Consider the following 13,816-nt stretch of genomic DNA (forward strand, 5'->3'; position numbering starts at 1 on the left):
CCGCTGCTTAAGGCGACTTAATTAATATATCATTTCTGATATTCAATGTCAACAAGTTTTTTCTCATCGATTGATGTTGTTAATCTCTTGCTGACTTGAATAAGTATACCAGTCCTACTCTATTAATTGCAAGTACTTTTTAATAGAAACTTAATCTTTTTTTAAAGTAAAGGAATTTAATAAAAAAATGACCGCGGTATGCAGTCATTTTAATACTTCATCAATAAATAACTGGCGGTTTTTCTCTAAATGAATAATATCGCCGGTTTCTATAAGTTTCACAAGTGGCCTCGTCGGTGATTTATCTTCTATAAAAAGAATCTCAGCAGTCTGGCCATCCGAAAGCTTCACCAGGCTTCCAATGGAAAAAGTCATGATTCCGGAACCCAACGCCTGGATGGATGGAATATCAAATTTGCCAAAGCTGTCCTGTATCAGCATTTCAAGCACTTTAAACGGAGATTGTTTCCTTCTGTAGAGCCTTTGGGAAGTCATGGCATGAAATGCATCCGCAACTGCAATGATTCGTCCAGCCTGATTAATTTTGCTGCCTTGTTCTCCAAATGGATAACCGCTGCCGTCCAGACGCTCATGATGCTGAATAATGCCGATCTTAGTGCTTTCTCTTAACAAAGAAATATTTTGGACCATTTTAAAGCTGAGGGTCGAATGCTTTTTAATTTCTTCAAATTCCTCGGAGTTTAATGTAGTGCTTTTGTGCAAAATGGATGGGTTTATTTTAGCCATGCCAGCATCAGCCAGGCACCCTCCCAGGGCAAGCTGCACAACTTCCCCCTTATTAAAATTCAGTTTTTTTCCTATAAATGCGCTGATCATTCCCACTGCTACTGAATGCTGGTATAAATAATCTTCATTTGTAGAAAGATGATGCAGGGAAAAGATAGAGGTGGGATTCTTCTCCATTTTTTCAATCAGTGGAATCATAATATTTCTTATTTTGGCGATATCCACCGGAAGGCCTGATTGCCAGGATGTAAATTCCCTTTTGAAATGTTGTACGCCTTTCAGGAATGTATTAATATGACTTGATTCCACTTCCTCATCAGCTTCACCCATGTTTCCGGCAGAAGTCATTGACTTTCCGCTGACCATGGTAGTTTCAACTTCTGCTTCCTCAATCAGAAATATTTTCATGATATCCAGCAGTTCCTTCGTCAGCACTGTTTTTTGGCTGATAATAGGGCGATTCGTCAAACTGAAAACATCCTCCGATAAGATGCAGCCTTCTCTTAATTCCTGTATGGGTACACGCACTGTTTCCACACTCCAAATATGAGTCTTTTTTACTATTTTACATTATTTGGACAAAAAAAAGGAACACAAATTTGTGTTCCCCGAAATTTCTTGCAGTTATTCTTCGCTATTATCGCCAGTTACTTCTTCTTCTGGAAGTGAATCGGCATCTTCAAGAGGCTTTGTTAATTCTTCGTCATCTTTTTCCTCTTCTTTTTCAACTCTTGCTACAGTCGAAACGGCTTCGCCTGCTTCTTCATTTATGCGGATAAGTCTGACACCCTGCGTGTTTCTTCCCATGGTGGAAATATCACTGACTGCCATACGGATCAGGACGCCGCCTGTTGTAATAAGCATAACGTCTTCTTCCCCTGTGACAGCTTTCATGGAAACAAGGCTTCCGTTTTTATCCGTGATGTTGCAGGTCTTGATTCCTTTACCGCCTCTGCCCTGAACACGGTATTCTTCGGCTGGGGTACGTTTTCCATAGCCGTTTTTGGTTACAATCAGGACTTGGCTGTCCTCCTCAAGAACTTCCATGCCAACAACTTCATCACCATTGCTTAAGTTAATTCCCTTAACACCAGTTGCCGTTCTTCCCATCGAACGGACATCTTCTTCAGGGAATCGGATCAGCATGCCATGGCTGGTTCCGATAATGATCTCTTTGCTGCCATCAGTCATACGCACTGATATTAATTCATCATCTTCACGCAGATTTAATGCAATTAAGCCATTATTGCGGATATTGGCAAAGGATGATAATGGTGAACGCTTGGAAATTCCCTGTTTAGTGGTAAAGAACAGGAACCAGTCATCGGCAAATTCTTCAACAGGAATTATTGCATTTACCCATTCATCTTTGTCCACTCCAAGAAGGTTAATGATTGGTATCCCCTTCGCAGTACGGTTGAATTCAGGTATTTCATATCCTTTAGCGCGATAAACCTTTCCTTTGTTCGTAAAGAAAAGAATTGTATCGTGTGTGGATGTGGTAATGAGGTGTTCCACAAAATCGTCCTCATTGGTTCCCATTCCCTGGATTCCCCGCCCTCCGCGTTTTTGGGCGCGGTAAGTCGAGACCGGAAGACGCTTGATGTATCCCTTATGAGTTAGTGTCAGAACAATATTCTCACGTGGGATCAAATCTTCGTCTTCAATGTTTTCGATGCCGCCTGCGACTATTTCAGTCCGGCGTTTATCGTTGAATCTTTCCTTGATCTCCGTTAATTCTTCACGGATGATTTCCAGTACTTTTTCTTCATCAGCCAAAATAGCTTTTAATTCTGCAATAAGGGCCAGAAGGTTTGCATATTCTTCTTCAATCTTTTCACGCTCCAAGCCTGTCAGACGCTGCAGACGCATGTCCAGGATAGCCTGAGCCTGTTTTTCGGAAAGATTGAATTTGGTCATTAAGCCTTCTCGTGCAATATCCGTTGTCTGTGAGCTGCGGATCAGACTAATTACCTCATCAAGATGATCAAGGGCGATCCTTAGGCCTTCTAAAATATGTGCGCGGGCTTGTGCTTTTCTTAATTCAAATTGTGTCCGCCGGCGTATAACAACCTTTTGATGTTCTAAATAATACTCAAGACACTGTTTTAAATTCAGAACCTTAGGCTGTCCATCCACCAATGCCAGAAGATTAATTCCAAAGCTTGTCTGGAGGGCAGTTTGTTTATAGAGATTATTTAATAATACACTTGCATTTGCGTCTCTTCTGACTTCAATGACAATTCGCATTCCATTACGGTCAGATTCATCACGCAGGTCGGTGATCCCATCAATTTTCTTATCTCTGACAAGTTCCGCAATTTTTTCAATCAGCTTTGCTTTGTTAACCTGATATGGAATTTCATGTACGAGAATGGTCTCTTTGCCATTAGCTTTTTCTTCAATCTCTACTTTAGCACGTAAAGTAATTGAACCGCGGCCGGTTTCATAGGCTTTGCGGATTCCGGTTCTTCCTAAAATCATTCCGGCAGTCGGAAAGTCCGGCCCAGGGATAATATCCATTAGTTCCGGAATAGTCATTTCAGGGTCTTTGCTTATGGCCAGAACCCCATCAATTACTTCACCAAGCTGGTGGGGAGGAATATTAGTAGCCATCCCGACAGCGATTCCTGATGTTCCATTGACCAGCAAATTAGGGAAACGGGCAGGCAATACAACCGGCTCCCTTTCTTCCCCATCGTAGTTATCCTGATAATCAATGGTGTCTTTATTGATATCCCGTAAAAGCTCCATTGATATTTTGGACATACGTGCTTCTGTATAACGCATGGCAGCTGCAGAGTCGCCATCCACTGAACCGAAGTTGCCGTGTCCATCAACCAGCATGTATCGATAGTTAAAGTCCTGTGCCATACGAACCATTGTTTCATAAACAGCAGAGTCTCCGTGCGGATGATACTTACCAATGACATCTCCGACGATACGTGCTGATTTTTTATAAGGCTTATCTGAATGCATGCCGAGATCATGCATCGCATAAAGAATCCGGCGATGCACCGGCTTTAAGCCATCACGCACATCCGGAAGGGCACGTGAAACAATTACACTCATGGCATAGTCCAGGAATGATGAACGCATTTCCTGGCTAATGTTAATTTCTTTTATTTGGGACCTTGGCGTATCAGCCATATAAAGAACCTCCCTTTTTAAGGGGCTTGGAATTTACCCATAGCCTCTTAATTTGTCAAACATTTATTAAAATATAGTCCGTTGATCTCCACTCCAGGATGCTCGCTTTCCGCGGGGCGGGCGCTGAGCCTCCTCGGCGCTTCTCGCCTGCGGGGTCTCACCTGTCCCGCTCCTCCCGCTGGAGTCTCGCACCTTCCGCTCCAATCAACTCAGCAAATAAGATGCGAAAAGCAACAAACCCTGTAAAAACAGTTTTTATGTAAAAGCAGGATAGTCATCCTATCCTGGCTTTTGATCATATATCTAGGTTTTTTACATATTGGGCGTTTTCTTCAATGAAGTTTCGGCGTGGTTCCACTTTATCGCCCATTAATATTTCAAACGTTTCATCTGCTTCAATGGCATCTTCAAGGCTCACCTGCAGCAGTGTTCGTGTTTCGGGATTCATCGTTGTCTCCCACAGCTGGCCCGGGTTCATCTCGCCAAGACCCTTATAGCGCTGAACATTCGGCTTAGGCTGGCTGGACATGGTGCTCATGACTTCTTCAAGCTGGCGTTCGTTATAGGCATATTCAATCTTCTTGCCCTGCTGTACTTTATACAATGGCGGCTGCGCAATGTAAATATAGCCCGCTTCTAAAATCTGTCTCATATAACGGTAGAAGAAGGTTAATAATAATGTTCTGATATGTGCTCCATCCACATCGGCATCGGTCATGATCACAATCTTATGATATCTGGCTTTTGCAATATCAAAGTCTTCGCCAATACCTGTACCGGCTGCAGTAATCATAGCCCGCACTTCATTGTTGGAAAGAATTCGATCCAGACGGGCCTTTTCAACGTTAAGGATTTTCCCTCTTAACGGCAGGATTGCCTGGAAGTGACGGTCGCGTCCCTGTTTGGCTGAGCCTCCGGCAGAGTCACCCTCAACGATGTAAAGTTCCGATATGGAAGCATCTTTAGATGAGCAGTCAGCCAGTTTCCCCGGCAGGCTTGATACTTCCAAAGCACTCTTTCTTCTGGTCAGTTCCCGGGCTTTCTTAGCTGCCAGTCTGGCACGTGCAGCCATTAATCCCTTTTCGACAACTTTCTTGGCTACCGACGGATTTTCCAGCAGGAACTTCTCAAGAGCTTCCGCAAAAATCGTATCAGTTGCAGTTCGCACTTCTGAATTGCCAAGCTTCGTTTTAGTCTGTCCTTCAAACTGAGGGTCTGGATGCTTTATAGATACAATCGCCGTTATACCTTCACGGACGTCTTCGCCAGAAAGGTTAGCATCATTATCTTTGAATAAACCGCTTTTTCTGGCGTAATCATTAATGACTCTTGTTAGAGCGGTTTTAAACCCTGATTCATGTGTTCCGCCTTCATACGTATTAATGTTATTGGCAAAAGAATAAATATTGCTTGTGTAGCCATCATTATACTGAATGGAGACTTCAACTGTAATGCCTTCACGTTCTCCCTCAATATAAATTGGTTCTTCATGGAGAACTTCTTTCGTTCTATTCAAATGTTCAACGTACGATTTAATGCCGCCCTCGTACATGTATTCATTTTTCTTATTTTCCTCACGTTTATCTTCAATCGTAATGGTTAATCCTCTATTCAGGAAAGCCAGCTCACGAATACGGTTTGCAAGGGTTTCATAATCATATTCAAGCGTTTCAGTGAAGATTTCACTGTCCGGCTTAAAGTGGATAGTAGTTCCTGTGTGATCGGTTTCCCCAATCACTTCAAGATCAGCACTTGGAACGCCGCGCTCAAATTTCTGATAATGTTTCTTGCCGTCACGATGAACAAATACTTCAAGTACTGTTGATAGCGCATTAACTACTGAAGCACCAACACCATGCAGACCTCCGGAAACCTTGTATCCGCCGCCTCCGAATTTACCGCCTGCATGAAGAACCGTCATAATGACTTCGACTGCCGGTCGCCCCATTTTTTCATGGATTCCGACTGGGATCCCACGTCCGTTATCCACTACCGTAATACTATTATCCTTTTCGATAATCACATTGATTTCAGAACAATAGCCTGCCAGTGCTTCATCTATACTATTATCGACTATTTCCCAAACAAGATGGTGAAGCCCTTTGGCACTTGTTGAACCGATATACATTCCCGGACGCTTCCGAACCGCTTCCAGACCTTCCAGTACCTGTATCTGATTCTCATCATAGGATTGTTCCTGCACTGCCTTTTGCTCCATTGCCACATCGGTCACCTGCACTTTCTATTTCACTAATCTATAAAAAAGCCTGGCATTTGAAATGAGCCAAACTATAATTTTCACTGACTTGCCTCTTTCCATAGCGGATCCGGCCTGTCTTTAAAATTCATGAACACTTAGTTTATGGGATCGTTTTTTTAACGTGCCTGAGGATAGCGGAGAAAAATAGATCTTTTCTGTTGTGACGACCACAGATTTATAGGAACCCTTCGCGAGGTTCACAACTGGTTCCTCCCGGCTCTCCTTATGCTCTTTTGCATACTCGGAAGCAAGGACTGTTTCTTTATCAATAATAGCGACAATATCCCTTGCCCGGACCAGCACATCTTCACCTATATGGATGTACATGCGATCACCTCACTGAATCTTCTTGATTCTCCCTGATTCCACATTGAACGCTGCTGCTTCTTTAAGTGTCTGATGGTCTATTCCATCAACGCTTGTAGTAGTGACAAACGTCTGTACTTTTCCTTGGATGGTATTCAATAAATGGGACTGGCGATAATCGTCCAATTCCGAGAGGACGTCATCAAGCAGCAGAATGGGATATTCCCCAATCTCAGAATGGATCAGTTCAATTTCAGCAAGCTTGACCGATAGAGCCGTAGTTCTTTGCTGGCCCTGTGAACCGAATGTCTGCACATCGCGCCCATTCACATGAAAAATCAGGTCATCGCGATGCGGCCCAAACATAGTGACGCCGCGGTCTATTTCCCTGTTCTTCACTTTTTCGAATTTATCCTGGTACACTTTAACCATTTTCGACAAATCTTGTTCTTCTGATACCTCAGCAGAAGGCTTGTACTCAATTTTCAAGGTCTCAAGCCCTCTTGAAATTCCTTCATGGATCGGCTGTGCCCAATTCTCGAGGAGTCGGAGGAACTCATAGCGCTTTGAAACAATCTTTGCAGCCATTTCTATGAATTGCTCAGTTAAAATCTCAAGCATGGTATGGTCGGTCTGCTTTTTGATCTGGAGCATCTTCAAATAGTGGTTGCGCTGCTGGAGGATTTTCTGATACTGGCTGATATCATGCAAATAGACAGGCGAAACCTGCCCAATCTCCATATCAATAAAGCGACGCCTTACTTGAGGGCTCCCTTTCACAAGATGGAGATCTTCAGGCGCGAACATCACAACATTCATATTGCCGACATACTGGCTTAATTTCTGCTGCTCTATATGATTGCATTTGGCTTTTTTGCCTTTTTTGCTGATAACTAATTGCATGGGCAGGGATCCTTGCCTTTTTTGAACCCTTCCCTCTATTTTAGCATATTCCTGATCCCAGCGAATAAGATCTTTGTCATTTGATGTCCGATGTGACTTTGCCATTGCCAGCACATAAATCGATTCCATGACATTTGTCTTTCCCTGTGCATTCTCTCCCAAAATTACATTCACTTTATTTTCAAAATTGACTTCAAGTTCTTCGTAATTCCGGTAATTCCTTAACAGCAACTGCTCTATATGCATAGACGCTACATCCTTTAAAATATTAACGCTAAAAACGGCGTTTAGACGATCGTAAATTCACCGACATCCGGAATTTCGATTTTATCTCCGGTTCTTAGCTTTCTTCCCCGTCTTTGATCCTGCTCGCCGTTGACGAAGACTTCGTATTCACTCAGGAACCATTTGGCCATTCCGCCTGTTTGAATCACATCTGAGGCTTTTAAAAATTGGCCCAGCGTAATATATTCTGTATCAATTTGAATTTCCGTCATATTTTCACTCTTTCCCATTGTCCGACTTCCAGTGCTGCAGTTTTTTCTGCACTTTGGCAAAACAATTTCAGAATGGTATCTAATATTCTATTTTACTAAATAAATCTCAGATACACAAAGAAAAGTCGTCTGCAGCCCGTTATTTTCATTATTCCCTTGGTATTGGCCAATATTCTGGCGGTAAAAAAGTAAGCCGCCGGCACAGCCGGCAGCTTTTTCTTAATATGTTCTAACTGGCAGAATCAATTGGAGTATTGATTCATCGTTTAACGGTTTGATGATGAATGGTCTCATGGCGCCGGTGAAGCTGATGGTAATTTCAGAGCCTTCGAGTGCTTTTAGGGCATCCATCATGAATTTCGCGCTGAAGGAGATTTTTAGTTCTTCGCCTTCTATGGATTTGCTCTGCACTTCTTCGACTACTTTTCCGACTTCAGGAGTGTTGGATGAAATTTCAATAAAACCTCCATCGATTGTAGAAAGCTTGACCACATTGTTACGGCCTTCTTTCGCAAGTAAAGAGGCACGGTCAATAGCCTGCAGGAATTCTTTTGTATTGACGACCACATCTGTTTTGCTGTCTGAAGGGATCAGTCTGGATGTATCCGGATAATTCCCTTCAAGCAGCCTTGAGAAGAACAGAAGATGCTCGGCTTTAAAGAGAACCTGGTTTTCCGTAATAACGATATCGATTAAATCATTGTTGTCATCTAGAATTTTGCTTAATTCACTTAAGCTTTTTCCTGGAATAACCACATTGTAGGTTTCGCTGGCCGTTGTTTCGATCTGCGCTTTTCGCAAAGCCAATCTGTGGCTATCTGTTGCAATACAGGTTAATGTGCCGTTTTCCACCTTCCAGTTTACACCTGTCAAGATAGGGCGTGTTTCTGAGGTGGACACTGCGAAAACGGTTTGGCGAACCATTGCTTTTAATAGGTCCGTAGGAATTTTAAACATTTTTTCTTCTTCAATTTGAGGCAGGTGCGGATATTCCTCAGCATCCAGGCCATTAAGATTGAATTCAGATTTACCTGAGCGGATGACTGTCTGCAAATGGTTTTCCACGCTTATTTCCACGCTGTCAGTCGGAAGCTTTTTAACGATTTCACTGAAGAACTTCGCTTGGAGCACGATGGCACCAGGCTGTTTGATCTCAACAATTTCTTTTCCGTCTTCTTCTTTAGGAATAAAAGATTCAATGGAAATATCAGAGTCGCTTCCCGTTAATGTAACCCCTTCTTCAGAAGCAACGATTTTAATCCCCGTTAAGATGGGAATAGTCGTTCTGCTTGTTACAGCTTTCATAACATCCTGGACGCTTTGGACCAGCTGGTCGCGCTGGATTATAAATCTCATTTTTTAAATCCTCCAAGCATATTTTAATGGCGTATTGAATATATATATTTTTTATAAAAAAATAGTAGAAGTACTAGTAGGGCCTGTTAGTATGTGGATAACTGCATTTTTCGAAAGGAAACACAGCCTATCCACATGTGGACAGACTGTGTGTAAGTCAGGTCAAGTTATACACATTATACCTTGAGCATTTCATTGATTTCTTTCAGCTGTTTTTCAAATTGTGAATCAGACTGAAGCATCTTTGATATTTTTTCATGGGCATGAATGACGGTCGTATGGTCCCTTCCGCCAAATTCCTCTCCTATTTTAGGCAGAGAAAAGTCGGTTAACTCCCGGGACAAATACATGGCGATCTGACGGGGGAATGCGACAGACTTTGTTCGTTTCTTCGCCTTAAAATCCTCAAGCTTTACATTAAAATGTTCCCCAACCACCCTTTGGATTTCAAGGATGGTAATGACCTTTGGCTTGGAGCTTGGAATAATATCCTTTAAAGCTTCTGCTGCAAGGTCGGCATTTATATCTTTATTTATTAAAGAGGAGTATGCTACTACACGAATCAGAGCACCTTCAAGCTCACGGATGTTGGAATCAATCTGATTGGCAATATAAAGCATAACCTCATTAGGAATATCAAGTCCCTCTGCTTTGGCCTTTTTACGCAGTATGGCAATACGCGTTTCAAGGTCAGGAGGTGTAATGTCAGTAATTAGTCCCCATTCAAATCTGGAGCGGAGACGGTCTTCCAGTGTCGGTATTTCTTTTGGAGGACGGTCACTTGAAATAATGATCTGCTTGCTTTCTTCATGCAATGTATTAAAAGTATGGAAAAATTCCTCCTGCGTCTGTTCTTTTCCAGCCAAAAACTGAATATCATCGATAAGAAGAACATCCACATTTCGATATCTATCGCGGAAATCGCCCGCTTTGTTATCTCGGATCGAGTTAATAAATTCGTTCGTAAATTTCTCGGAAGATAAGTATACGACTTTAGCTGAAGGATTATGATCTAATACATAATGGCCGATTGCGTGCATAAGGTGAGTTTTTCCGAGTCCAACTCCCCCATAAATAAATAAAGGATTATATGCCTTCGCCGGTGCCTCTGCTACAGCTAGTGAAGCTGCATGGGCGAATCGGTTTCCGGATCCGATGACAAACGTGTCGAATGTATACTTCGGGTTCAGCATCGTTAAAGGCAGTTCCGGCTGTTCTTCATCCTGCTTTTTCTTTTTTGGCGGAAGAGGAAGATCGATTTCTTCTTCACTCTGATTTTGCGGAATGATGAATTTCACTCCTAATTCTTCACCGGTAATGTCATAAAGAATTCCGGAGATCAGCTGGGAATAACGCTCTTCAAGCCAGTCACGGGCAAACTCATTCGGGGCCTTAACGACTAAAGTGTCTCCCTGCAGAGAATGCGCCTTTGTCGATTTCAGCCATGTGTCAAAACTGGGCTTGCTGATTTTTTTCTCGATATTGGCCAGAGCATTATTCCAAAGATCCGCAATATTTTCCAATGATATCCCTCCTTTTCCATCTAAAATTAATATTTAAATTACGTTCAAGCTCAAATGTCTATACGTAGACATCTCTGCTTTTTCTTTGTTTCGCGCCACAAAAACGATAGGTTATACACGCTGTATAACCCTGAAGTTTATAAATATACGAAACTGTTTATGTGGAAAATCATATAATAAGGAAGTAAAGTGGAATTTCGACAGTATCCACTGTCTGTGGACAAACTTTTACAAACCCCTTGGATAACCTGTCCACATGTTATCCACAATTTGTGGATAACGAAGATATGCACAATGATTTATTAAGTGTGAAAACACAATTATGATAACAGATAATGCTTTTAACTGCAATGCTTTTTAAACCCTTATCCACAACATACCCATCCCTGTTCATAAAAATTGTCCACAGCCACTGGTTGTGTGCAAAACCTGTCAATATGTGATGTGGATAATAAAAAACTTGTCGAAATTTTATCCACAGCCCTTTTTTGAGGGGGAATTCTATTCCAATGGACTTGGAATGTAATTGCCTTTTTAGCGGACCAATCATGCCCGTGTCAGGGAAAATTTGCAGTCTCCAAGAAAAGCTTTTACAATGGAGAAATGAGAAAAACGTGGAAAAATGAAATTTTAGGATGACATTCAGGCAAAAAGAAGGTAAACTTTCTGAGTGGGTTCTTTCAGATTTGTAAAAAAGAAAAAGAGAAGCAATGAGAGGAAGCCAGGTTCAAACTACTATTTCTTTGCCATTGAAGGCAGATTGACTTATATGCATAGTTGACAATTTTCTAGTTACATCTATATAATTAGAAAGACTGTCTTTAACAGCAATTCCTCAGGGAGGTGTCATATATGAAAAGAACTTATCAACCAAACAAGCGTAAAAGAAGCAAGGTTCATGGTTTCCGCAGCCGCATGAGCTCTCCGACAGGACGTAACGTTCTAGCTCGCCGCCGCCGCAAAGGAAGAAAAGTATTATCTGCTTAGGCCACTGAAACGTCAGTGGTCTTTTTTTCCATGTAAAGATAAATGTCCAAATTAGATAATGTCTAGCTCCAGCGCCAGCCCCCTCAAGAAGATGCAGGGTGGCCCTAGGCGCTTGCGCTTTTCTGAGTAGGTGATGACATGAAAAAAGAGTTCCGTGTAAAAAAGAATAAAGAATTTCAAGAGGCCTTTAAAAAGGGAAAGTCATTCGCCAACCGCCAATTTGTCGTTTACATCTTGAGAAAAGAGGAGCAGAGTCATTTTCGCATCGGGCTTTCTGTCAGCAAAAAAATTGGCAATGCCGTCATGAGAAACCAGATCAAAAGGTATATCCGCCAGGCATTTTTAGAACTGGAGGAAGAAGTAAAGCCGCAATATGATCTGATCGTCATTGCAAGGAAACCGGTGGCAGAAATGGATTTTCATGAAGTGAAAAAGAGTCTGATCCATGTATTGAAGGTTTCGCGGGTTTTGAATAAACCGGGACTTGGAAATACTAAAAACAAATAATCGTTATCTATCTTTATTATGAAGCACTTCATTTTAAAAGATGTTAAAATAAGATACATATGAGCATGTCCCTCTGGCCGGGGGATGAGCAAATGAAATCCAGACTATTATCAGGAGCAATTAAGGAGGAAAAAACGGTTGAAGAAACGAATATTCCTACTAATCGGTTTAGTGTTTGTGATGGCCCTTTTATCGGGCTGTACAGAAATCAACCAGCCGATTACGTCTGATAGCAAAGGCTTTTGGAACGAGTATATTGTCTACCCGCTTTCGCTGTTTATTATTAAGGTAGCGGAATTTGCAGGCGGCAGCTATGGACTATCGATCATTATGGTGACGATCATTATCCGTCTTGTGATCCTGCCATTGATGATTAAACAAACGAGAAGTTCAAAAGCGATGCAGGCGATTCAGCCAGAAATGCAGAAGCTTCGTGAAAAATACAGCTCGAAAGACCAGAAAACCCAGCAGAAGCTGCAGCAGGAAACAATGGCTTTATTCCAAAAGCACGGCGTTAATCCGCTTGCAGGATGTTTCCCGCTAGTGATTCAAATGCCGATCCTGATCGGTTTCTACCATGCAATTACACGTACGCGCGAAATTGCAAACCATAATTTCCTTTGGTTTGACCTTGGTTCTCCGGATCCAATTTACTTATTGCCTTTAATTGCAGGTGTGACAACGTTCATTCAGCAGAAAATGATGATGGCAGGCACTCAGCACACAGGGCAAATGGCTGCACAAATGAAAATGATGCTTTATCTAATGCCGATTATGATCGTTGTTTTTGCCATTAACTTCCCGGCAGCTCTTTCTTTATACTGGGTAGTGGGTAATATCTTCATGATCATTCAAACGTATTTCATTAAAGGTCCGGACCTGAAAGCTGCAGCGGCCGGAAATGCAGGAGGAGCCAAAAAGTGAAACAAGTAACTGCTACAGGACAAACCGTCAAGGAAGCAGTAGAGTCAGCTTTAGCTCAATTAAACACAACAGAAGACCGCTTAGAGATTACTATTGTTGATGAAGGTAAAAAAGGCGTTTTCGGGATTTTCGGATCCCGGCCGGCCGTGGTGAAAGCTGTGAAAAAGCCTGATCCGATTGAGGAAGCGGAAAAATTCCTTAAAGATGTCAGTGCAAAAATGGGCGTGCCCATCGAAATTGAAACATTACGTGAGGGAAAAAATGTTCAATTTATCTTATCCGGCGAAAAGATAGCTCTTTTAATCGGAAAAAGAGGGCAAACGCTCAATTCTCTCCAGTATTTGACACAGCTGGTCATCAACCGCTATGCCGAGCAGTACTTAAATGTGGTGGTCGATGCAGAGGATTACCGGAAAAGACGCCAGGATACCCTGATTCAACTGGCTGAAAGGCTTGCTCAAAAAGCTTTGAAGACGGGAAAAGAAATTGCGCTGGAGCCTATGCCTTCCTATGAACGCAAAGTGATCCATACCGCTCTCGTAAATAATAAGCGAATCAAAACCTATTCGGATGGCAATGACCCGCATCGCCATATCGTCATTGCACCAGCCAGAACAAGATAGCAAGAAAAGCGGAAGCGCCTTGTCCACCCCCGA

General features: G+C 42.2%; 12 protein-coding genes. 4 read left to right on the forward strand and 8 right to left on the reverse strand.

The window, feature by feature from the left end; translation table 11 throughout:
* Positions 1-204 precede the first annotated feature (204 nt).
* The 8 genes from CHI10_RS17735 to dnaA form a co-directional block, all read right to left on the reverse strand.
* On the reverse strand, positions 205-1,275 hold the full coding sequence (locus CHI10_RS17735) for an HD-GYP domain-containing protein (protein ID WP_095245537.1): 1,071 nt from the start codon (positions 1,273-1,275) through the stop codon (positions 205-207).
* A gap of 96 nt (positions 1,276-1,371) precedes the next feature.
* Positions 1,372-3,897: a DNA gyrase subunit A gene (gyrA, locus tag CHI10_RS17740; RefSeq protein ID WP_095245538.1), complete on the reverse strand. Its 2,526-nt coding sequence runs from the start codon at positions 3,895-3,897 to the stop codon at positions 1,372-1,374.
* Positions 3,898-4,192: 295 nt separating this feature from the next.
* Positions 4,193-6,115, reverse strand: coding sequence for a DNA topoisomerase (ATP-hydrolyzing) subunit B (gyrB, locus tag CHI10_RS17745; protein WP_095245539.1), 1,923 nt, complete (start codon positions 6,113-6,115; stop codon positions 4,193-4,195).
* Positions 6,116-6,235: 120 nt separating this feature from the next.
* Entirely contained in the window at positions 6,236-6,484 is a 249-nt protein-coding gene (gene remB, locus CHI10_RS17750) for an extracellular matrix regulator RemB (protein WP_095245540.1), read from the reverse strand.
* A 9-nt stretch (positions 6,485-6,493) separates the two neighbouring features.
* Complete coding sequence (gene recF / locus CHI10_RS17755) at positions 6,494-7,612, reverse strand: DNA replication/repair protein RecF (RefSeq protein ID WP_095245541.1); 1,119 nt, start codon at positions 7,610-7,612, stop codon at positions 6,494-6,496.
* Between the two features lie 41 nt (positions 7,613-7,653).
* Positions 7,654-7,881: a S4 domain-containing protein YaaA gene (gene yaaA, locus CHI10_RS17760; RefSeq protein WP_483294959.1), complete on the reverse strand. Its 228-nt coding sequence runs from the start codon at positions 7,879-7,881 to the stop codon at positions 7,654-7,656.
* 201 nt (positions 7,882-8,082) lie between these two features.
* Positions 8,083-9,219, reverse strand: a complete 1,137-nt coding sequence (gene dnaN, locus CHI10_RS17765) for a DNA polymerase III subunit beta (protein ID WP_095245542.1) — start codon at positions 9,217-9,219, stop codon at positions 8,083-8,085.
* Positions 9,220-9,395: 176 nt separating this feature from the next.
* Complete coding sequence (gene dnaA / locus CHI10_RS17770; protein WP_095245543.1) at positions 9,396-10,742, reverse strand: chromosomal replication initiator protein DnaA; 1,347 nt, start codon at positions 10,740-10,742, stop codon at positions 9,396-9,398.
* Between the two features lie 852 nt (positions 10,743-11,594).
* Here dnaA and rpmH point away from each other — a divergent pair.
* From rpmH to jag, 4 genes are all read left to right on the forward strand, one after another.
* Positions 11,595-11,729, forward strand: coding sequence for a 50S ribosomal protein L34 (gene rpmH, locus CHI10_RS17775; protein ID WP_095245544.1), 135 nt, complete (start codon positions 11,595-11,597; stop codon positions 11,727-11,729).
* A gap of 138 nt (positions 11,730-11,867) precedes the next feature.
* Entirely contained in the window at positions 11,868-12,236 is a 369-nt protein-coding gene (gene rnpA, locus CHI10_RS17780; RefSeq protein WP_095245545.1) for a ribonuclease P protein component, read from the forward strand.
* Positions 12,237-12,374: 138 nt separating this feature from the next.
* Positions 12,375-13,160 carry a YidC family membrane integrase SpoIIIJ gene (gene spoIIIJ, locus CHI10_RS17785; RefSeq protein ID WP_095245546.1) on the forward strand — a complete coding sequence of 262 codons (786 nt, stop codon included), beginning with the start codon at positions 12,375-12,377 and terminating at the stop codon, positions 13,158-13,160.
* Entirely contained in the window at positions 13,157-13,783 is a 627-nt protein-coding gene (gene jag, locus CHI10_RS17790; protein ID WP_095245547.1) for an RNA-binding cell elongation regulator Jag/EloR, read from the forward strand. Before spoIIIJ ends, jag begins: the two co-directional genes overlap by 4 nt.
* Positions 13,784-13,816 lie beyond the last annotated feature (33 nt).

It is taken from the genome of Bacillus sp. 7894-2 (genome assembly GCF_002272225.1).
Lineage (GTDB): Bacteria > Bacillota > Bacilli > Bacillales > Cytobacillaceae > Cytobacillus.

Excerpts from the sequence above, each read along its gene's own strand:
- recF (WP_095245541.1), bottom strand. The coding sequence starts at position 7,612 with ATGCATATAGAGCAGTTGCTGTTAAGGAATTACCGGAATTACGAAGAA.
- gyrA (WP_095245538.1), bottom strand. The coding sequence starts at position 3,897 with ATGGCTGATACGCCAAGGTCCCAAATAAAAGAAATTAACATTAGCCAG.
- yaaA (WP_483294959.1), bottom strand. The coding sequence starts at position 7,881 with ATGGGAAAGAGTGAAAATATGACGGAAATTCAAATTGATACAGAATAT.
- rpmH (WP_095245544.1), top strand. The coding sequence starts at position 11,595 with ATGAAAAGAACTTATCAACCAAACAAGCGTAAAAGAAGCAAGGTTCAT.
- remB (WP_095245540.1), bottom strand. The coding sequence starts at position 6,484 with ATGTACATCCATATAGGTGAAGATGTGCTGGTCCGGGCAAGGGATATT.
- dnaN (WP_095245542.1), bottom strand. The coding sequence starts at position 9,219 with ATGAGATTTATAATCCAGCGCGACCAGCTGGTCCAAAGCGTCCAGGAT.
- gyrB (WP_095245539.1), bottom strand. The coding sequence starts at position 6,115 with ATGGAGCAAAAGGCAGTGCAGGAACAATCCTATGATGAGAATCAGATA.
- rnpA (WP_095245545.1), top strand. The coding sequence starts at position 11,868 with ATGAAAAAAGAGTTCCGTGTAAAAAAGAATAAAGAATTTCAAGAGGCC.